This is a genomic window from Flagellimonas aequoris, assembly GCF_003584165.1.
Taxonomy (GTDB): domain Bacteria; phylum Bacteroidota; class Bacteroidia; order Flavobacteriales; family Flavobacteriaceae; genus Flagellimonas; species Flagellimonas aequoris.
This window is the reverse complement of record NZ_QXFJ01000011.1, coordinates 100826-120918: the sequence shown is the minus strand read 5'-3', so window position 1 is coordinate 120918 and position 20093 is coordinate 100826. Positions and strand designations below refer to the sequence as shown.

18 protein-coding genes and 2 tRNA genes are annotated in these 20093 nt (G+C 42.9%); 12 read left to right on the top strand and 8 right to left on the bottom strand.

Annotation, left to right across the window (positions count from 1 at the left end; all coding sequences use genetic code 11):
• Positions 1-178 precede the first annotated feature (178 nt).
• Positions 179-2011 carry a cation:proton antiporter gene (locus D2U88_RS05140; protein WP_119639241.1) on the bottom strand — a complete coding sequence of 611 codons (1833 nt, stop codon included), beginning with the start codon at positions 2009-2011 and terminating at the stop codon, positions 179-181.
• Positions 2012-2252: 241 nt separating this feature from the next.
• Between D2U88_RS05140 and D2U88_RS05135 the strand changes: the two genes are divergently transcribed.
• The 9 genes from D2U88_RS05135 (at position 2253) to D2U88_RS05095 (ending at position 12419) form a co-directional block, all read left to right on the top strand.
• Positions 2253-3110, top strand: coding sequence for an MBL fold metallo-hydrolase (locus D2U88_RS05135; RefSeq protein WP_119639240.1), 858 nt, complete (start codon positions 2253-2255; stop codon positions 3108-3110).
• 35 nt (positions 3111-3145) lie between these two features.
• The gene (locus tag D2U88_RS05130) at positions 3146-4795 is read left to right on the top strand and encodes a S8 family peptidase (protein WP_119639239.1); all 1650 of its coding nucleotides are present in this window, start codon (positions 3146-3148) and stop codon (positions 4793-4795) included.
• Between the two features lie 2 nt (positions 4796-4797).
• A complete protein-coding gene (locus D2U88_RS05125) occupies positions 4798-6648 on the top strand; it encodes a M1 family metallopeptidase (protein ID WP_119639238.1) in 1851 nt (616 codons plus the stop codon).
• A 184-nt stretch (positions 6649-6832) separates the two neighbouring features.
• Positions 6833-7216, top strand: coding sequence for a ribonuclease P protein component (rnpA, locus tag D2U88_RS05120; protein ID WP_119639237.1), 384 nt, complete (start codon positions 6833-6835; stop codon positions 7214-7216).
• On the top strand, positions 7200-8825 hold the full coding sequence (locus D2U88_RS05115) for a S41 family peptidase (protein WP_119639236.1): 1626 nt from the start codon (positions 7200-7202) through the stop codon (positions 8823-8825). Before rnpA ends, D2U88_RS05115 begins: the two co-directional genes overlap by 17 nt.
• A 78-nt stretch (positions 8826-8903) precedes the next feature.
• Complete coding sequence (locus D2U88_RS05110) at positions 8904-9392, top strand: SMI1/KNR4 family protein (RefSeq protein WP_235855726.1); 489 nt, start codon at positions 8904-8906, stop codon at positions 9390-9392.
• Positions 9393-9562: 170 nt separating this feature from the next.
• Positions 9563-10519: a hypothetical protein gene (locus D2U88_RS05105; RefSeq protein WP_119639234.1), complete on the top strand. Its 957-nt coding sequence runs from the start codon at positions 9563-9565 to the stop codon at positions 10517-10519.
• Positions 10520-10585: 66 nt separating this feature from the next.
• Positions 10586-11827, top strand: a complete 1242-nt coding sequence (gene dcm / locus D2U88_RS05100) for a DNA (cytosine-5-)-methyltransferase (RefSeq protein ID WP_119639233.1) — start codon at positions 10586-10588, stop codon at positions 11825-11827.
• Between the two features lie 115 nt (positions 11828-11942).
• On the top strand, positions 11943-12419 hold the full coding sequence (locus tag D2U88_RS05095; protein WP_235855725.1) for a hypothetical protein: 477 nt from the start codon (positions 11943-11945) through the stop codon (positions 12417-12419).
• On the opposite strand, the gene D2U88_RS05090 is transcribed toward D2U88_RS05095, so the two are convergent.
• From D2U88_RS05090 to D2U88_RS05080, 3 genes are read right to left on the bottom strand one after another with little or no spacing between them, the layout of a single operon-like run.
• Entirely contained in the window at positions 12420-12860 is a 441-nt protein-coding gene (locus D2U88_RS05090) for a GNAT family N-acetyltransferase (RefSeq protein WP_119639231.1), read from the bottom strand. It abuts the gene before it with no gap.
• Entirely contained in the window at positions 12860-13783 is a 924-nt protein-coding gene (locus D2U88_RS05085) for a cation diffusion facilitator family transporter (RefSeq protein ID WP_119639230.1), read from the bottom strand. The genes D2U88_RS05090 and D2U88_RS05085 overlap by 1 nt, the downstream gene beginning before the upstream one ends.
• 6 nt (positions 13784-13789) lie before the next feature.
• Positions 13790-14221 (bottom strand): RpiB/LacA/LacB family sugar-phosphate isomerase, encoded by a 432-nt coding sequence (locus D2U88_RS05080; protein ID WP_119639229.1) that lies wholly within the window; start codon positions 14219-14221, stop codon positions 13790-13792.
• A 593-nt stretch (positions 14222-14814) separates the two neighbouring features.
• Here D2U88_RS05080 and rnr point away from each other — a divergent pair.
• The 3 genes from rnr to D2U88_RS05065 are packed head-to-tail and all read left to right on the top strand — an operon-like array spanning position 14815 to position 18396.
• Positions 14815-16998 carry a ribonuclease R gene (gene rnr, locus D2U88_RS05075; RefSeq protein WP_119639228.1) on the top strand — a complete coding sequence of 728 codons (2184 nt, stop codon included), beginning with the start codon at positions 14815-14817 and terminating at the stop codon, positions 16996-16998.
• A gap of 52 nt (positions 16999-17050) precedes the next feature.
• A complete protein-coding gene (locus tag D2U88_RS05070; protein ID WP_119639227.1) occupies positions 17051-17731 on the top strand; it encodes a head GIN domain-containing protein in 681 nt (226 codons plus the stop codon).
• Positions 17732-17733: 2 nt separating this feature from the next.
• A complete protein-coding gene (locus D2U88_RS05065; protein WP_119639226.1) occupies positions 17734-18396 on the top strand; it encodes a LysE family translocator in 663 nt (220 codons plus the stop codon).
• A 31-nt stretch (positions 18397-18427) separates the two neighbouring features.
• Here D2U88_RS05065 and D2U88_RS05060 read toward each other — a convergent pair.
• The 4 genes from D2U88_RS05060 to D2U88_RS05045 all read right to left on the bottom strand — a co-directional run bounded on the left by D2U88_RS05060 (position 18428) and on the right by D2U88_RS05045 (position 20080).
• A tRNA-Cys gene (locus D2U88_RS05060) sits at positions 18428-18498 on the bottom strand.
• Positions 18499-18594: 96 nt separating this feature from the next.
• A tRNA-Cys gene (locus D2U88_RS19485) sits at positions 18595-18666 on the bottom strand.
• Positions 18667-18727: 61 nt separating this feature from the next.
• Positions 18728-19084: a dihydroneopterin aldolase gene (folB, locus tag D2U88_RS05050; protein ID WP_119639224.1), complete on the bottom strand. Its 357-nt coding sequence runs from the start codon at positions 19082-19084 to the stop codon at positions 18728-18730.
• Between the two features lie 45 nt (positions 19085-19129).
• Complete coding sequence (locus D2U88_RS05045; RefSeq protein ID WP_119639223.1) at positions 19130-20080, bottom strand: PorP/SprF family type IX secretion system membrane protein; 951 nt, start codon at positions 20078-20080, stop codon at positions 19130-19132.
• Positions 20081-20093 lie beyond the last annotated feature (13 nt).

The window sequence follows — 20093 nt, the reverse complement described above, 5'->3', positions numbered from 1 at the left end:
CAAAGAAACCCCAAGGTTGACCTGGATAAATTGATGGGCAATCAGGTCAAATTGACGAATTGCTTCCATCAGTTGGTGGGAAGTGAAATTTGATGGATAAAATGACAAAAGTTGTTTACAAACAACACATCAGAAAGTGAAACCTCTGTGACAATGGGAAAGCTGGCGCTGATTGCTATTAATCCTCATCCATATCGATGAGTTTCCCCAAGTACACCAGTTTATACCCATCGCCCTTGGGCACAAAATCCTTGCTGTTGGCTGGAATGATGTCAATACTGCCGCTTGGGGCTTTCGTAAATAAAGGCACAATATCATTATCCTTTTGGGTGAGATCGATAAGGCTATCATAATGCTGTTTGTCCTTTAAATCTATCTCATGGATGGTTGGGTGTTTCCTGACGGTATCCATCAATTGGATAAAATCATCCGTGTGAGAAAAAAGTCCCTCTTTCGGATTGTTGTCCGGGTCGTTTACTTCTTCTGTGTTCACCAGACGAAATGCCCCGTTTTCCCCAAACTGTTTTTGGAACTTTCTAATCGCAAATTTGTTGATGTCGGAGTTGCCAGTCAAGGCCATCAGATAACCCATATCGTTCAATTCGATATTGTCCGTAAGTGTGTCAGAAAAAATGTTCGCCGTGATGGCCTCTAGGCCCAACCTTTTGGCTTTGTCCACATTCGCCTGGTTGTTATCGATCAATACCACGTGCCTATTGTTCTTTTTGAGATAATTGGCTATCAATCTCGACAATTTGGAAGCACCAATAATCAAAATACCTTCGGATTTGGTCAGGAACACCCCAACCAATTTTGCAAAGAGTCTGGCGGTAGTTGCATTCAACAAAACCGTTCCCAAAACAATCATGAACACCAATGGCGTGATGTATTCTGCTCCGGCTTCTCCCCTCAACATCAATTTTGAGCCAAATAGGGAAGCGATACCAGCAGCAACGATCCCCCGCGGACCCACCCATCCTATAAAAAGTTTTTCATTGAGTTTTAAATTGGATCCCTGTGCGCTCAGAAAAACACCCAATGGCCTGATGATGAATACAATGACGGCAAAAAGTGCAACGGAGTTCCAGTTGTAGATCAACTCCATGTCGCTCACATCGATATTGGCTGCCAACAGAATAAATAAAATGGAAATCAACAATACGCTCAGCGATTCCTTGAAATAAAGCAGCTCCTTCAGGTTGGGCAGATTCATGTTGCCCAAGACCATTCCCATGACCACTACGGCCAACAGTCCCGATTCGTGTGCAAAGACATCTGACTCAACAAAAACAAGGAGTACCGTGGAAAGGGAGACCACATTCAGTAAGTAGTGAGGTATAAAGTCCTTTTTGATGGCAAATGCCAATGCATGGGCAAAAGTGAATCCGAAAGTGGTGCCAAAAAGAATAATCTTCCCAAACTCGATTAAGGCCGTTTGCGTGTAAGCATGTCCTTCTCCAACACTGATAAACTCGAACACCAATACTGCTACCAATGCCCCGATGGGATCAATGAGAATGCCCTCCCATTTTAACACTGCCGAAACATCTTTTTTGAGAGGAATGTTCCGTAAAATCGGGGTAATTACCGTAGGTCCCGTAACAATGATCAAGGCAGAGAACAAAAACGAAATCTGCCATGAAAGTCCAAAAATATAGTGGGCGGCCACGCCTGCACCAAAAAAAGTGACCACTGTGCCTATAGTGATCAATTTGGAGATTACGGGTCCTACATTCGATATTTCGGCCCGTTTCAGGGTAAGTCCGCCTTCAAAAAGGATTACGCTAATGGCCAAGGAAACAAAATAATAGAGTCCTTCACCGGGGAAAAGGCCTTTGGTTCCGTTCCAAACAGGTTCTATGAGTTTTGAGCCATCTTCGGTGTACAAAGTGGCAATGGGTCCTACCAACAGACCTATCAAAATCAATGGTAAAATGGCCGGAATCTTAAAGCGCCAAGCCACCCATTGAGCAATAATGCCTAGAATAATAATTCCAGCAAGTTCGAGCATTGTCTTTGTTTTTTGGAAATTTACTGCTTTTCTTTTAGATATTCGTTTTGAGACGGAAGACGTACCCTTTTTTGATATCCAATTATTTTTAACCTGGTGGAAAGTGGTGTGCAAACCCAGAAAGCAGTGATATTGGAGAAGGTTTATTATCTGGTTTTTGTTAAAATACGGCCAATAAAACCTTATTTTTTCATTATTTGGATGGTGCTTTTCTTATTTTGCATGCCGTTTTACTTTCTAAATGACAATTTATCCCATAGAGACCGGTAATTTCAAGTTGGATGGGGGTGCCATGTTCGGTGTGGTGCCAAAATCCATTTGGAACAAAACCAATCCCGCAGATGCCAATAATATGATCGATATTGCCGCCCGTTGTCTTTTGATAGAGGATGGGAATCGATTGATTTTAATCGATAACGGCATGGGAAACAAACAATCCGAAAAATTCTTTGGTTACTATTACCTGTGGGGCGACCATACCTTGGACGGTTCTTTGGAAAAAGTGGGGGTTCATCGTGATGACATTACGGATGTATTCTTGACCCACCTCCATTTTGACCACTGTGGCGGAAGCATTCAATGGAACAAAGACCGAACAGGTTATGAACCCGCATTCAAGAATGCAAGGTTTTGGACCAATGAGGAACACTGGGAGTGGGCCACTAAACCCAACGCCAGGGAAAAGGCGTCTTTTTTAAAGGAAAACCTGTTGCCCATGCAAGAAAGCGGTCAGTTACATTTTATCGACAGAAAGGGAGGGCATTATTTGGAAAAATCCGAGTTGGGGTTTGGTATCCATTTTATGGATGGCCATACCGACAAGCAAATGCTTCCGCACATAACCCATAAAGGCAAGACCTTGGTCTTCGTGGCCGATTTGATTCCGACCGTTGGCCATATTCCCCTTCCCTATGTGATGGGCTATGATACCCGCCCTTTACTTACCCTGACCGAAAAAGAGACATTTTTGATCAATGCCGTGGAAAACGATTGGCTGCTGTTCTTTGAACACGATGCCCATAATGAAATCTGCTCTTTGCAAAAAACGGAAAAAGGAGCCCGGTTGGATACCGTGTTTTCCTTCAATGAATTATTCTGAACACAATAAAACGTACTATTTACAAAAACATCTTTATGAATCGCACATATTATAAACTATCATTTGTCTCCATTTCCGCGTCCCTCTTCCTAATGGGTTGTGGGTCCACTTCATTGGTTTCAACCCCTGTTGAAAATATCGACACGGTTCCTTTAAAGGTTTCCGAACTCACCGAAGCGGAGCAGAAAAACTGGGGACACTTGGACCTCATCAACGACACCATTCCGGGAATGAGCGTGGACAAGGCCTACAAAGAAATCATCAAAAACAAAAAAGGAAAGACCGTAGTGGTTGCCGTTTTGGATTCTGGGATGGACCTGAACCACGAAGACCTTAAAAATGTGCTTTGGACCAATACGGACGAAATTCCCAATAACGGAAAGGACGATGATGGAAACGGATATGTGGACGATATCCACGGATACAATTTTTTGGGCGATTCCTATAATGAGCAATTGGAATATGTACGTATGCTTCGCTTGAATATTGGTGATGCCTCCGACAGGGCCAAGGCCCGTCTTTTGTTGGATGAAGAATATCCCAAGGCATTACAGAACAAGCAACAATACGAACAGATCTTTCAAGTGGTGAAAGGGGCCGATAAGGCCGTTAAAGAAGAATTGGGCAAAGAAACCTACACCAAAGAAGAGCTTTTGTCCATTCAGCCCAAAACGCCCCAAATGGAGCAAAGTGTGGCCGTGTTGACCCAAATGTTCACTTATGGTGACAGTATTGCAGATGTACTGGACGAGCTTCAAGAGGGGATTACCTATTTTACCGATCAGGTGAACTATAACCTCAACAAGGATTTTGATGGACGTACGCCGGTCGGTGACAATCCCTATGATATCACCGACGTACCCTACGGAAACGGAAACCCAAAAAACCAAGTGGTGACGGAGAGCCACGGCACACACGTAGCTGGAATCATTGCCGCCCAACGCAATAATGGGGTGGGTATGAACGGCGTGGCCAACAATGTGGAGATCATGAGCATCCGTGCCGTTCCCAACGGGGACGAATATGACAAGGACATTGCCATGGGCATTCGTTATGCAGTGGATAATGGAGCTTCTATCATCAACTGTAGTTTTGGAAAGGCTTTTTCGCCAGAAGCACAATGGGTGTACGATGCTATAAAATACGCCGAGTCCAAGGATGTACTCATTGTACATGCCGCCGGAAACGACGGGGAGGACCTTGATGATCCCGAAAACCCGAATTATCCTAACGACCATAGATTTGGAAATTCCGAATTTGTAAGCAATGTCATTACCGTTGGTGCATTGACCAGCAGCTATGGTTCCGAAATGGTGGCCACTTTTTCCAACTACGGCCATGCCAACGTGGATGTATTCGCACCTGGCGATAAGATCTACTCCACCATGCCAAGCAACGACTACGAGTTTCAAGGAGGTACTTCCATGGCGGCCCCTGCGGTTGCGGGAGTAGCGGCCTTGATCCGTTCCTATTACCCAAGCCTATCGGCTCCCCAGGTAAAAAACATCATCATGCAGTCTGGCCTTAAGTCAAAAGCATCGGTAATCGTTGCGGGAGACGAGTCCAAATCAACCACTTTTGATAAAATTTCAAAGTCGGGAAAAATGGTGAATGCCTACAATGCCTTAATTTTGGCAAACAACATATCCAAAGGAAAAATGACCTTGGAAAGTAACTCAAAATAATTATGAAGCGAATAACATTGTTCTTTTTTGCGACCTTTTCGGGAGTTTCGCTCCTCTCGGCGCAAGACCCCTGCTACTGGCAACAACATGTGGATTATACCATGGATGTGAACATGGACGTGAAAACCTTCCAGTACACAGGTACTCAAAAATTGGTCTATACCAACAATTCCCCCGATGCGTTGAACCGTGTTTTTTACCACCTGTACTACAATGCTTTTCAACCGGGAAGCGAGATGGACATCAGGCTCCAGAATATCAAGGATCCCGACAAGAGGATGATGGAAGATGGAAAGAGCAGGATTGCTGCCCTATCCGAAAGTGAAATGGGATATCTGCATGCCCAGTCGCTCACCCAAGATGGCCAACCCGTTACCTTTAAAGAAGAAGGAACCATTCTTGTGGTGGATTTGGCCAAACCGATTCCCGCTGGAGGAAAGACTACTTTGGACATGACTTTCAAAGGTCAACTCCCGCTCCAGATCAGGCGCTCCGGAAGAAATAGCAAGGAAGGCGTAGCCCTTTCCATGAGTCAATGGTATCCCAAACTATCCGAATACGATTTTGAAGGTTGGCATCCCAATCCCTACATCGCCCGTGAGTTCCACGGTGTTTGGGGCAATTTTGATGTAAAACTTACCTTGGACAAAGATTACACCGTAGGTGGATCAGGATATTTGCAAAATCCACAGGAAATCGGCCACGGGTATGAGACCCCTGGAACCACTGTAAAGACCAAGGGCAAAACGCTTACCTGGCATTTTGTGGCCCCCAACGTTCATGACTTTATGTGGGCCGCCGATCCCGATTACATTCACGATGTCCTGCCCATGGAAGATGGACCTACCCTTCATTTTCTTTATAAGAACAACCCTGATTTCATAGAAAATTGGAAAAAATTTCAGCCCACAACGGCCGAGGCCATGCGTTTCTACAGCAAGAATGTTGGGAAATATCCATATGATCAGTACTCTGTGATCCAGGGTGGCGATGGCGGTATGGAATATGCCATGAGCACCTTGATTACCGGAGGCCGCGAATATGGTAGTTTGGTGGGTGTTATGGCACACGAAATGGCGCACTCCTGGTTCCAGCATATATTGGCCACCAATGAGTCCGAGCACGCTTGGATGGACGAAGGTTTTACCTCTTTCATCAGCAGTCTGTGCATGAACGAGATTATGGATCAGGAAAAACAAAATCCGTTCGAGGGCTCGTACAAAGGATATTATGCCTTGGTCAATTCCGGATTGGAAATGCCACAGACCACCCATGCCGACCGTTACACCACCAACTTTGCCTATAGTATTGCAGCCTATAGCAAGGGGTCAATCTTTTTATCACAATTGGGCTATGTCATCGGACAGGATAAATTAATGGAAACCATCCATAAATACTTTGACGATTTCAAGTTTAAACACCCTACCCCTAACGACATCAAAAGAACGGCAGAAAAGGTATCGGGTATGGAGCTGAACTGGTACTTGACCGATTGGACCATGACCACCAATACCATTGATTACGGCATCAAAAGTGTAGAAGCTGAGGGCAATAAAACAAGAGTTTCCTTGGAGCGCATTGGCGAAATGCCCATGCCTATCGATATTTTGGTGGTGGGTGAAGACGGAACCCAAGAAACCTATTATATTCCGTTGCGCATGATGTTCGGGGAAAAGGATAATCCTTATCCAACCCTTAAAAGAACCGTTTTGGACAACTGGGCCTGGGCATACCCTACCTATGAATTTACATTGGACATGCCCTTGGAAAAAGTGAAGGCCATCGTAATCGACCCATCCCAACTCATGGCGGATGTGGACGGCGAAAACAATGTATACCAAGCCAATCCGTAATTGGATTTTCAAACACTAAAAAGGTTTTAGGGCGGGCCGAATGGCCCGCCCTTCTTTTTTAAAACTTTTTTGACCTTCAATCCAAAATTCGCGGAAAATCCCCTGATGGGTCGTTCCTTCATCAAAATATAATTTGAGTAACTTGGTGCGGTAAAAAGTACGCCCGTTGCGAAAGGGCTTTCCTATGTCGACATTTCCCAAAATTGAAAAGCTCAAGAGCAAAAAAACAATCGAGGCACTCTTTGCCGAAGGAAAGAACCTTCGCGAATTTCCCATAAAGTTGATATATCTCAAAACCCCATTTGAGGATGGGGCCCACATAAAAGTGGGAGTGGTGGCGCCCAAAAAAAAGTTCAAAAAAGCAGTGGACCGAAACGGCATCAAACGGTTGCTACGGGAATCCTACCGGCTCAATAAGTCCCTTATTTTTAACAACATTGAAGGAAACTATGCGTTCTTATTTTTATACCTTGGTCATAAAGTGCCCTCTTTTGAAGAGGTGGACACAGCCATGAAGCAATTGTTGGAAGCCTTCCTAAAAAAAGAATGTGATGAAAGCGTCGGTTAAGAAAAAAATATGGGTGCCCATTTTGGCAGTCGCCCTATTGGTGACGGCCAGTAGTTTTAAAAGTGATTTTTTTGAAATTGCAAAGCAGATAGAAATCTTCACCACCTTGTTCAAGGAGTTGAACATGAACTATGTGGACGAAACCAATCCGGGAGAACTGATGGATTCTGCCATAAAAAACATGTTGGACGAACTGGACCCCTACACCCGTTTTTTGAACGAGCAGGATGTAGAGGCCTACAAAATCAATAATTCAGGGGAGTATTCAGGAATTGGGGCCTTGGTACGTTCCTACGAAAGCAAATTGGTGATCGTGGAACCCTACAAAGGCTATGCCGCCGATAAGGCCGGCCTTAAGGCCGGGGATGAAATCATCAAAATCGGGGAGACCAAAGTGGCCGACTTTGACGACAATGCCAGCGAGCTGCTGAAAGGCGCCAACAACACCTCAGTAGAAGTGACATATGTCCGCCAAGGCCAGACCAAGACCGCTACCATCACCCGTGAAGGTGTGGAAGTGGATGCCGTTCCTTTTTATGATATGATCGATGCCAAAACAGGTTACATCGTGCTTTCTCGATTCAATGAAAAGGCTTCGGGCCAGACCAAATCTGCCATTCAAGATCTAAAAGGTAGGGGGGCAGAACGATTGGTGTTGGATCTAAGGGGAAATCCCGGCGGATTGCTTTCCGAAGCCATCAACGTTACCAATTTATTCGTTCCGAAAGGACAACTGATCGTGACCACTAAATCCAAGGTGAAAAAGTTCAACCAAGAATACCGCACCCGCAACCAACCTGAAGATGAAAACATTCCTCTGGTGGTTTTGGTGGATGGCAAAAGTGCCTCGGCCAGCGAGATAGTTTCCGGCGGATTGCAAGATCTGGATCGTGCCGTAATCATAGGGGCCAGAAGTTTCGGGAAGGGATTGGTGCAAAGACCCCTTAAACTCACCTATGGCACCCAGTTAAAAGTAACCATTTCCCGTTATTACACCCCATCCGGAAGGTGTATCCAGGCACTGGACTATTGGCACAGGGATGCCGAGGGCAAGGCCGTAAGAAATACCGATTTTAAGGAATACACCACCAAAAACGGCCGCAAGGTGTGGGACGGCGGGGGCGTGATGCCCGATGTGGCCATCAAGTCGCTGAAGACCAACACGCTCATTGATGCCCTTCAGGACAATAATGTGGTCTTCGATTTTGCCACAAACTATTTCTACGATCATTCCTTTGCCAACGTGGATGATTTTGCTTTTTCCGATGCTGATTACAATGCCTTTAAAAAGTACGTGCAGGAACAAAATTTTACTTTTCAGACCAAAACGGAGGAGCTGTTGGAGCAATCCATAAATGCGGATGATTCCCTTTTGGGCGCAGAGGTGCAGGAAAAATACAAGGACCTGCTCTTGGCCGTGAACCGGGGCAAGATTTCCGCCTTGGACTCCTATAAAAACGAAATCAAAAAGCTGTTGGAAGACGAAATCATAACGCGTTACTTCTATCGCGAAGGGCTTTACCAATACTTTTTAGCCCATGACGATGCCATTTTGACGGCCAAGGAACTGTTGGCCGATAATTCAAAGTATGCCAGTATTTTGAAATAGCCATGGCTGATAGGAGATTGGGAGAATGTTCAAAATAAAGCTAAACGAACAATGTTAAGTCTTCTAAATCAAATATCAGTGATTGCCTTGAAATTGGGAGATATCGAGTTTTCTAAGAGTCATAGAGATAATCAATGGCTGGGAAATGAGCCGGTCGAAGAATCTAAAATATTGGAGGTAGAAAGTAAGCTTAATGTTCAACTTCCAAATGACTATAAAGAATTTCTGTTAATTTCAAATGGGTTTGCCGCGACAAATGATATTGAGCCAGCCTTTCTGCCAATAGAAGAAGTTGATTATCTAAAAAAATTGGATAATGAACTAATTGAAATTTGGACCAGGGATGGAATACCCGAAATTGGAGAACAATTGTCGAAGAGCATTGTTGTGGGAGGTGTTATGGAGGAACAATATTTTCTCATTTTACCTCCGGATTCCAAGAATCCAAAATGGAGATATTGGAAGTTTGCAAGTTGGATTCCTGGTGAGGAAGAGTATACAAGTCTGAACAATTATTTTGAGAGTGTTTTAGATTTTTTGAATCAACTAATAGCCTCGCATAAATAAGACAACACATAAAGCTGCATCAAAGTTTAAATAATCCCTTTTCCTTTTTCATAGTAACCCTTCTCAACCAAAACAAACCATACGGCCCTTTGGTCAATCCATATTCCGTAACGGTCAAGTTTTGGGTCTAGGAAACTTTTCCGGTTAGTATTTTAACCGAAAACGCCCAAATGACCTACACCCTCGTCACCCTGTTCTTGGTTGGCATCATCCTTCTGTTCTGGCTTTATAAATTGATGTGTAACTGCTTTTGCAGGTCGTTTTGCATTTGGAAAAGCCAGAAAAATGGCACTATTGTCCCAAAAGAGGCCACCATCTTATCCATCAATACCATAAAAAGCGGAAAGCGACCCCTTTTGGAGCTCCTGCTCGTCTTCGAAAATTTTTCAGGATATCCCATTCAAAGGAAAATCCGGGTATGGGACAGTAAACCACTTTTAAACAGGTTCCATCCCGATGACAAAATCCCCATCGGATTGAACACGGCAAAAAGACCGCGGGACCCTGTTTTTCTCGCTTTGGGAGCATGCAGTATTTCCTTTGCCGTGGTATTGCTCTGTTGTTTAAAAATTATTGTTTACGTAACCGGATGCTACATCTTGATGGGGGAAACACTCAAAAGGATTTGGGAAAGCCCTGATTTTTATGAAAGCGTTTTTAAGGAATCCGAGATGCTAGAGATATTCCTGATTTTGTTGGGTGTGGCCCTACTTGTACACTTTCTGTTGAAAAAAATTGGGCTGTTGGAAACGGGAAGAACCCGTTCACAAAACTGGGATCTGCTGTATCATGGAAAAGGGACCATGGCCCAAATAAAAGGACAAAAGGATACCGGGACCAAGATACAAGGTCGTCGCATCGTTCAGGTCGATTATGTCTTTACGGATGAAAGAGGACAGATTTTTGAAGGGGCGGACAAAACTACCGAACATTTGGAAAAGGTTTCGTTTATAGAAAACGATACGCTGGAAATCATGTACCTGCCAGACAATCCTTTTGTTTCCCGATTGACCGAAAACTTGGAATCTCCCGACATTTCCAAATACACGAACACGGTCTTTCATATTGTGATGTTCCTTTTTTCGAGCATTCTTATTGGCTTGTTTTGTCATTACATTTTTGGATAGGCCATACCCTGATGACGACAAAAGCAAAGACCACCTAAAAAAGAAAGATTAATCCTATTTTTGGGCATGCAAAAACTAAAGGTGTGTGAACTTTTTGCCGGAGTCGGTGGTTTCCGTTTGGGGCTTGAAAGTACAGACCACTACAAAGTAGTGTGGAGCAACCAATGGGAACCCTCCACCAAAACGCAGCATGCCTCTTTGGTGTATGAGGCCCGATTTGGTTCCGACAACCACTCCAACCACAACATTGAAGAGGTCCCAACCGACGAAATACCTGACCACGATATTTTGGTCGGTGGTTTTCCGTGTCAGGATTATTCTGTGGCCACCAGCCTTAAAAATTCCAAGGGGCTTTTGGGTAAAAAAGGGGTGCTTTGGTGGTCCATTCACCGCATCCTTACCGAAAAAAAGAACAAGCCCAAATATCTCTTTTTGGAAAATGTGGATCGCCTGTTAAAATCCCCATCCAACCAACGGGGGCGAGATTTTGCGATTATGCTCCGCAGTCTTTCGGATTTGGGCTATGCCGTGGAATGGCGCGTGATTAATGCGGCCGAGTATGGAATGCCTCAGCGCCGAAGGCGCGTTTTTTTTCTGGCGTATCATAAGTCGACCCAATTGTTCAAAAGCATCCAAAAAACAGGACCAAAAGATTGGCTTTTGATGGATGGAACTATTGCAACGGCCTTTCCGGTAGGAGAAACGACTGAAAACCTTCAACACTTTACTCTCGATAAGGATTTGGTTTCCATTTCACAGCATTTCAATGATAAAAAGGGGCTTTCTCCCTTTCAAAATACAGGTGTTTGTGTGGATGGTAACGTTACTACCTTCAAAACCACCCCGTCCTACGACGGTGCAAGAACATTGCTTTCCCATATTTTGGAAAAGGATAACATCGACCCAGAGCTGTTCATTGACGACACCGAATTGGAAAAATGGGCATATCTAAAAGGGGCCAAAAAAGAAATTCGCAAGACCGTTGCCGGTTTTGAGTACCATTATAGCGAGGGGGGCATGGTGTTTCCCGATGCGCTCGATCAACCTTCCAGAACGATCATAACCGGTGAGGGCGGTAAATCGCCTTCCCGGTTCAAACACGTAGTCCAAACCTCCAAGGGACTCCGAAGACTTACACCCATTGAATTGGAACGGTTGAACATGTTTCCGGACAATCACACCTTATTGGAGGGAATCCCAGATGCCAAACGCGCATTTTTTATGGGAAACGCCTTGGTAGTGGGCATTGTGGAGCGGATAGGTTCCACCTTGTTCCGGAAACTATCCCAAATTGAAGAGTCATTTTAAAGCAGACTTATCCAAAGAAAAAAAATTAACCCCCTTATTGGATCACTATTACAAAAATCGCTTGAAACACTATGGTTTTGAGCGTATTTCTGACCTGAGATTACAAAAAACGGGCGTGGACCTTATATTAACCGACCTCAGAAACAACACAAAATACTACGTGGATGAAAAGGCCCAGTTGGATTATGTGAACGAATGCTTGCCCACTTTTGCTTTTGAATTGTTTTATCGGAAAAATGGAAAAATCAATGAAGGTTGGTTCCTTGACGAATCCAAAAAGACCCATTTTTATGCCTTGGTGACCAGCATTTTTTCTGATGAGGAAGACACGTTCACTTCGTGCAACATCACTTTTGTGAACCGGGAAAAATTGATTGCGCATTTATCCCAGAAGGGGCTTACCCAAAAATTTTTGAAAGAGATTTCCATGGTACATAAAGAGGTTCATGGTAAAATGGAATTGGAAGAACTCCATCCCAAAAAGGAGGGTTATCTGTTCTTTTCTACCCAAAACAAGGCTGAAAAACCCATCAACCTTATCCTAAAATTGGAGTTTTTGGAGAAAATAGGGGTAGCAAAGCGATTGGCATAATTACTTCTTCAGCATGCGGGTGTGCGGAATGCCGTCTTCGAGATATTCTTCACCAAAGGCCACAAATCCCAAATCGGAATAAAATTTCAAAAGATAGGATTGGGCTGAAATTTCTATGGAAGTATTCGGAAACCTTTCTTCAACAGCTGCAATGGAAGCTTGCATGATAATTTTTCCATATCCAAACTTTCGCTGGTCCTGAGCCACCACTACCCTGCCAATACTAGCGTTTTTAAAATAATCCCCTGGTTTAAAAACACGGGTATAGGCTACCACTACATTATTCTTTGTTCCAAAAATATGAAGGGCCTTTTGATCTTTGTTATCCAAATCCAGGTATACACAATCCTGTTCCACCACAAAAATCTCGCTGCGAAGCCTTAACAATTGGTACAGCTCCGTATTGGAAAGTTCATCAAAGGTCTTTACGCTGATTTCCATCAATCCTGCACAATTACGCTCTTGGAATCGCACTTATCAAATTCTGGCTGAATGTTGACATGGTTGATGCCGTGTTTGTGGTACAGATGTTCTTCGATTTCCTCCAAAATAGCATCGAACTGCGAAAGTTTGATATCCTCTACAAAATCAATATGGGCTTCCATATGTACCTCATCTTCATTGAGTTGCCAAATATGCACATGATGTACGTTTTTCACTCGGTCTATGGTACAGATCGATTCTACCAAATCTTGGATGATAATGGTCCTAGGGGTAAAGAGCATCAATACCTGGGTGGATTCCTTCAACAGATCATACCCCATATAAATCAGATAAACGCCAATGGCCATGGTCAATACGGCATCCACCCAATAAATTTGATAGAATTTCATCAAAATACCACCGACCAATACCGCTACCGAAGCCATCATGTCGGTCAGTAAATGTAGATAGGCCGACTTCATGTTCATATTGTGCTCCGAATCCTTTTTTAACAACAGCACACTGAAACCGTTACCCGCAATGGCAATCAAGGAAAGCCAGATGACCAGATTGGATTCGATAGGTTGTGGTTGAAAGAGTCGTTCCACGGCTTCCTTCATCAAAATGATGGCCACAACCACCAAAGTCGCGGCATTCACGAAAGCGGCCATGATCTCGGCTCGTTTATAACCAAATGTCTTCTCTTTGCAGGCTTTCTTTTTCCCCAGTTTGGTAGCCGCATAACTGATGACCAAGGAGAGTACATCACTAAAATTGTGCAAGGCATCCGACAATAAAGCCAAACTACCTGAAATAAGTCCGCCCACAATTTGCGACACCGTAATGGCGATGTTCAAAAAGATGGAAATAAGCAGGTTCCTTCCCTTTAGATCGGGATGGGCATGTGAATGGCTATGATTGTGATGATGGTGGTGTGCCATAGTTTTTTAACTGCAGGGAATTTTCTCTATCCTACGTTCATGTCTGCCGCCGGCAAATTCGGTGTTCAAGAAAGTTTCCACCATGTCCAATGCCTGTGGCAATGCAATAAAACGCGCAGGAAGACTCAAAATATTGGCATCATTATGTTCCCGTGCCAATTGGGTAATTTCCTTGGTCCAACAAAGAGCTCCCCTTACTTTTTGATGTTTGTTGATGGTCATGGTGGCACCGTTACCGCTTCCACAGATTACGATACCATAATCTACCCTACCTTCTTCCACATCAGTAGCAACGGGATGGGTAAAATCAGGATAATCCACACTATCGGTACCATCGGTTCCGTAGTTGATTACCTCTATTCCCTTTGATTTTAAAAGCCCCACTATGGCCAGTTTATAATCAGTTCCGGCGTGGTCATTTCCTATAGAAATTTTCATGGTTTTAGTATTTTGAGGATACTTAACAAAGGTACAATATCTTTCTTATGTGAGGGTGTTCATAAAAATCACCAAAAGTTGATATTCCATTAAAAAACAACCTATTAACAATCTGCCTTTTTTGTTCATTTTTTAAAGAAAAATATCAGTAACTATATTTTGATTTTACAAAAAATGGATCACTTAAAATAAATTCTTAATGTTGAGCCGATATTCCATTAAAAATTAATCAACCTATATGAAACATTTTATCCCTCTAATTAACATTAAGGATACATTTACTTTTCAATAAATTGATGTTGAAAACGCTTATTAAAAATCGTGGATAACATTTCTAAAGGCTTGATTCTTATATTTCTTTCGGTCTGAAAAATTGTGAACAAACTTTTTTCACTGTTCAAAGCAATATTTGGTTCAAAATTTTATTCCACATTTCAACAATACATCATCATCATCATTTTTTAAAATTTAAAGAAAGAAGAAAAAAGATACTATTGATAATTGTTGATAAGAACGTATTGTTTGTGATTCCTGTATCAATCCTTGTGGGCCAAGAATTATAATTCGTATTTTTCAAAAAAATAAGGACGTAAATGTCAAAGAAAAAGAAGAGGGCCAAAGGTCAGAGGAAGAATGAGATAACGAAAGGCATTTTCACGGTTCTGGAAAAGGAACCTTCAAAAAGCTTCAATTACAAGCAAATAGCATCAAAATTAGATATTACAGATACCCAGGATAGAAACGAACTGATCAAGCGTTTGGGCCAGCTGAAGGCTACCGATCGCATAGTGGAAGTGGAACGCGGCAAGTATCAAAAGAAACCCACCTTGCATACGTATTTTACGGGAAAGGTGGATTTGACCTCCAGCGGAAATGCCTATGTAATCGTTGATGAGCTGGATCAGGACATCTTTATTCCAAACAATAGATTGAACAAGGCTTTCCATGGTGATACCGTGGAAGTGTTCCTGAAACCTAGTCGAAAGGGCAAAAAGCCAGAAGGTGAAATATCAAAAGTATTGGAGCGTAAAAAGAGTTCCTATGTGGGTATTGTGGATAAACAGAAGCGCTTTGCTTTTGTAAGACCAACCGATTCCCGGATGTATACGGACATTTTCGTACCCTTGGAAAAGCTCAAGAAAGCCGAAGATGGCGATAAAGTGTTGGTTAACCTTGGCGATTGGCCAGATGACGCCGAATCTCCATACGGGGAAATAGTGGAAGTATTGGGCAAACCAGGAGAACACAATACGGAAATCCACGCGATTTTAGCGGAATATGGGCTGCCTTATGAGTTCCCATATGAAGTGGAACAGTTTGCTAAAACGTTGGATACCTCTATCAAGGCATCTGAAATTGCCAAACGAAGGGACATGCGCGAGGTACTCACCTTTACCATAGATCCCAAGGATGCCAAGGATTTTGATGATGCCCTTTCCTTTCAGAAAATGGAAAATGGTCATTACGAAATAGGGATCCACATTGCCGATGTTTCCCATTATGTAGAATTGGGTACCGTGTTGGAAGAAGAAGCTTATGAAAGGGCCACTTCGGTGTATTTGGTGGATAGAGTGGTTCCCATGTTGCCAGAGGTTTTGTCAAATTTGGCTTGTTCGCTTAGGCCAAACGAAGAAAAATATACATTTTCCGCTGTTTTTGAAATGGACGAAAAAGGCAAAGTGGTGGACCAGTGGTTCGGACGGACCGTTATCAATTCCAATGAACGGTTTGCTTATGAAGAGGCACAGCATATCATAGAAACCGGTGGTGCCCGGATTCCGGAAGAAATTTCCATCCGGGGCAATGCCTATTCAGTTTCGAATGAAATCGTGGATGCCATCCTCACTTTTGATAGATTGGCCAAGATTATGCGCAAGGCACGTATGGATGCAGGGGCCATTTCTTTTGATAAAATCGAGGTAAAATTCAACCTCTCCGAAAACGGCGAGCCTGAAAGTGTGTATTTCAAAGAAGCGAAGGATGCCAATAAGTTGATAGAGGAATTTATGCTATTGGCGAATAGAAAGGTGGCCGAATTCATCGGAAAGCAGAAAAAAACGTTTGTCTACAGGGTGCACGACAAGCCAGATGAGGAAAAATTAATGGCTTTGAACGGTGTTATTTCCAGATTCGGACATAGTATCAACCTGAAGGATAGAAAGAGCATCAATAAGTCCCTGAACCAGTTATTGGAGGATGTTAAGGGCAAGAAGGAACAAAACTTGGTGGATACTTTGGCCATCCGCAGTATGAGCAAAGCCATCTATGCCACGGAGAACATTGGCCATTACGGTCTGGGCTTTGATTATTACACGCATTTTACTTCACCCATCAGAAGGTATCCGGATGTGATGGTGCACCGATTATTGCAGCATTATTTGGATGGAGGCCAACAACCCAAGGCCGTGATTTATGAAGAAAAATGCAAGCATTCCTCCGATATGGAACTGTTGGCAGCCAACGCGGAACGTGATTCTGTAAAATACATGCAGATCAAGTTTATGCAGGACCATAAGGATCAAGAGTTTTTGGGTGTTATTTCCGGAGTGACCGAATGGGGCATTTATGTGGAAATCATTGAAAACAAATGTGAGGGAATGGTCAGGATTAGGGATATTCGGGATGATTATTACATTTTTGATGAACGCCAATATGCCATTATCGGGGAACGGACCAAGCGCATGTACCAGTTGGGAGACGAGGTGTATGTTATGGTGAAGGATACCGATTTGTTGAAAAGACACCTCGACTTTTCGTTGATTGGTAAAAGGGAATGATACTATTTTGGAATAAAATTTGTTATCCTATTGAGAACCAAATTTTTATAACATGAAACAAATTACACTTGTTATGTTGTTCCTAATCTTTTCCTGTGTGCAGGCACAGGAAGCAACCGTAACAAAGAACCTACAAAAGTTTACGGAGGTAAAAGGTTTTGATGGACTTTCCATAAATCTTATCAAAGGAAAAGAAAACAAAGCGGTGATTACGGGAGCCAACACAGATAAAGTGGCCATTGTGAACAATGATGGGGTGCTCAAAATCCGGATGGAAATAGACAAAATCTTTAGTGGGTACCGTACCTATGTGGATTTGTATCACACAGAAGAACTGGTAGTAATCGATGTGAACGAAGATGCCAGAATTTCCTCGGATGGTACCTATGTGCATGAAATTTTAGAACTTAAGGCACAGGAAGGAGGAGAATTGGAAATCAACTGCCAAGTGGACCAATTGTTGATAAAAGCAGTTTCAGGAGGTAAGATATTGACCGGTGGTTTTTCCAATACGCAAGATGTCATCATCAACACTGGTGGTATTTATACAGGAAAGACTTTTAAGACGAAGTTCACCACCATCAGCGTAAATGCAGGGGGGAGTGCTGAAATTTATGCCACGGATTATGTTAAGGCCAATGTAAAGGCGGGTGGTGAGGTGTTGGTCTATGGAGACCCAAAAAAAATGGATGAACAGACTTTATTTGGCGGAAAAGTAAAAAGAGTACATTAAAAATGATTGAAGATATCCAAACAGCAATCCCTCTGGGATTTTTGTTGAGCTTTATGATAGGCCCGGTGTTTTTTGTATTGCTGGAGACCAGTGCCACAAAAGGATTTAGGGCTGGGGTAAGTTTGGATATAGGAGTAATTATAGCGGATATTGTTTTTTTGACCATTGCCTATTTCAGTAGTTTTCAACTGTTGGAAAATTTGAGTAACCAACCTGGGCTCTTTGTTTTCGGTGGTATGATCCTTCTGGTATATGGCATCTTCCTTTTTGTGAAAAAAGCAAAGAAAAGGGCCAATGTAAAGGCAACTAAAGGAACGTATCTGGGTCTTTTAGCCAAGGGATTTTTATTGAATTTCATCAATATTGGGGTTTTGGCCTTTTGGTTGGGGTTGATAATAGTTGTTGGTCCAAGTTTGGATAATGACCCCAATAGGATGTTCGTCTTCTTCAGTACGGTGATTTTGGTGTATTTCGGGACAGATCTTTTAAAGATTATTTTGGCGAAACAATTGAAACGTTATCTTACCCAGGAACGGATCGTACTCATCAAAAAAGGACTCGGTATCATTTTGATTATCTGTGGTATTGTATTGATTACCAAAGGTTTTCTTCCAAAGGACAGGTTCGACATCAAGGACGAAATAGAGAAAATAGAAAAGATATAACAAAAAACCCAGCACAAAGTACTGGGTTTTGAGGCATCGAGCGGATTCGAACCGCTGTACAAGCTTTTGCAGAGCTCTGCCTAGCCACTCGGCCACGATGCCAATTAGGTTGGCAAAGCTATAAATATTTTATGAATTTTTAGACTGTAAATTATCTAAATAAGTAGAGGGATAACTTTAATAAAAAGTTTATCTTTGAGGCATCGGGTGGACTCGAACCACCATAAAAATCCTTGCGGGACCTTGTCTATCCAATTCGACCACAATGCCGTTTTAGTTGTAGACAAAATTAAAAAAAGTTTAACATTACCAGCTTTTAAAAAGCTGCGTTTCATCGAGTAAATCCGAGTTTCACCGAAACACTCTCCACATCTCCGCCTATGGGCGGATTTATTTTTGCTACCTCAACCTCAACTTCGGTCACTTCCAAAATCTCCTCAAGAATGCGATCAATGATACGTTTGGCAACATGTTCCAACAGGTTGGAACGCACGGACATTTCTTCTTTTACAATGTTGTTGAGGTGCACATAGTCTACTGTTTCGTCTAGCTTGTCAGATAAAGCAGGTCGGGCAAGATCGGCGGTCACTTCAAGGTCTACCCGATAGTCGCTACCGATGAGCATTTCTTCCTTTAAACAACCATGGTTGGAGTGGATACGGATGTTCTTTAGCTTAATTTTTCCCACAGAGATGCCTTTAAGAACGGCAAAAATAGGATAAAACGGGCTAAATCAATACATACACCTACAGTTACTGATTCCTTGGAAGAGATCCATCCCTACCGTAAGAACGTGTGTACCAGTACTATATCCCAAAATTTCGTTGGTAATGATCTGATAGGAGTATCCAAAATAAAAATTGTTCTTTTTAAACCCGGCAATTGGGGCAATGTAAAGAGGTTCTCCCAACTGATCGTTCAAAAAGCGATAGGTAAGCCCAACATAGTAATAATCCTCAAAATCGTGAAAGCGGAACTTGGCGTTAAGATCGGTTACGGAACGACCATCGCTTTCAAACCATTGAAAGAAAACGGAAGGCTCTATCTCCAATTTACTGTTCTTGCTCTTGGAGATACTATAACCTGTGTACACATAATAGTTCCTTAAGGTATTGGGCTCAAAAGTGGGATTGAACCGCTCTAAATTTTTGTTGAGCACGTTGGAGGCATTCAGACTGAAATAGAACTTATCGTATCGGTACAAAACACCAAGATCAAAGTTGTGGTTGGTTGTCGCCTTATCGTCTGTGGGAAGCTGGCCATTGTTGGCATTAAAGTTCTCCACATCGATGCGGAACTGGTTAAAGTTGTACGAGATACCAAAAGAAAGAAAGATATCATCATACCTGTCCAAAGTAAGGTGGTGTGCAAAAGAAACCCTTGCCCCCCTTTGTTTGGTTTCCCCGTTACTATCGTTATATAACAACATACCAACACCGGAGCGGTTTCCTATCCTGGCATCAGCTGCCAAGGTCTGGGTGTCCGGAGCGTCCTTGATGCCCACCCATTGAGTAAGACCATTGAGACGAACCTTTATGTGGTCCCCGATACCTGCATAGGTCGGGGACATGATAAAGGGGTTATCTGCAATATATTGTGATAGTTGTGGTATGGTCAACTCCTGTCCACTGGCACAAAGCGCCAACAAAAAAAGGAAGACAGTTGAATATACTTTTTTGAACATGGGGTCAGCAGGT

Bases quoted from the DNA above. Each gene is read 5' to 3' on its own strand.
- D2U88_RS05140 (WP_119639241.1), bottom strand. From the start codon at position 2,011: ATGCTCGAACTTGCTGGAATTATTATTCTAGGCATTATTGCTCAATGG.
- D2U88_RS05135 (WP_119639240.1), top strand. From the start codon at position 2,253: ATGACAATTTATCCCATAGAGACCGGTAATTTCAAGTTGGATGGGGGT.
- D2U88_RS05130 (WP_119639239.1), top strand. From the start codon at position 3,146: ATGAATCGCACATATTATAAACTATCATTTGTCTCCATTTCCGCGTCC.
- D2U88_RS05125 (WP_119639238.1), top strand. From the start codon at position 4,798: ATGAAGCGAATAACATTGTTCTTTTTTGCGACCTTTTCGGGAGTTTCG.
- rnpA (WP_119639237.1), top strand. From the start codon at position 6,833: ATGTCGACATTTCCCAAAATTGAAAAGCTCAAGAGCAAAAAAACAATC.
- D2U88_RS05115 (WP_119639236.1), top strand. From the start codon at position 7,200: ATGAAAGCGTCGGTTAAGAAAAAAATATGGGTGCCCATTTTGGCAGTC.
- D2U88_RS05105 (WP_119639234.1), top strand. From the start codon at position 9,563: ATGACCTACACCCTCGTCACCCTGTTCTTGGTTGGCATCATCCTTCTG.
- dcm (WP_119639233.1), top strand. From the start codon at position 10,586: ATGCAAAAACTAAAGGTGTGTGAACTTTTTGCCGGAGTCGGTGGTTTC.
- D2U88_RS05090 (WP_119639231.1), bottom strand. From the start codon at position 12,860: ATGGAAATCAGCGTAAAGACCTTTGATGAACTTTCCAATACGGAGCTG.
- D2U88_RS05085 (WP_119639230.1), bottom strand. From the start codon at position 13,783: ATGGCACACCACCATCATCACAATCATAGCCATTCACATGCCCATCCC.
- D2U88_RS05080 (WP_119639229.1), bottom strand. From the start codon at position 14,221: ATGAAAATTTCTATAGGAAATGACCACGCCGGAACTGATTATAAACTG.
- rnr (WP_119639228.1), top strand. From the start codon at position 14,815: ATGTCAAAGAAAAAGAAGAGGGCCAAAGGTCAGAGGAAGAATGAGATA.
- D2U88_RS05070 (WP_119639227.1), top strand. From the start codon at position 17,051: ATGAAACAAATTACACTTGTTATGTTGTTCCTAATCTTTTCCTGTGTG.
- D2U88_RS05065 (WP_119639226.1), top strand. From the start codon at position 17,734: ATGATTGAAGATATCCAAACAGCAATCCCTCTGGGATTTTTGTTGAGC.
- D2U88_RS05045 (WP_119639223.1), bottom strand. From the start codon at position 20,080: ATGTTCAAAAAAGTATATTCAACTGTCTTCCTTTTTTTGTTGGCGCTT.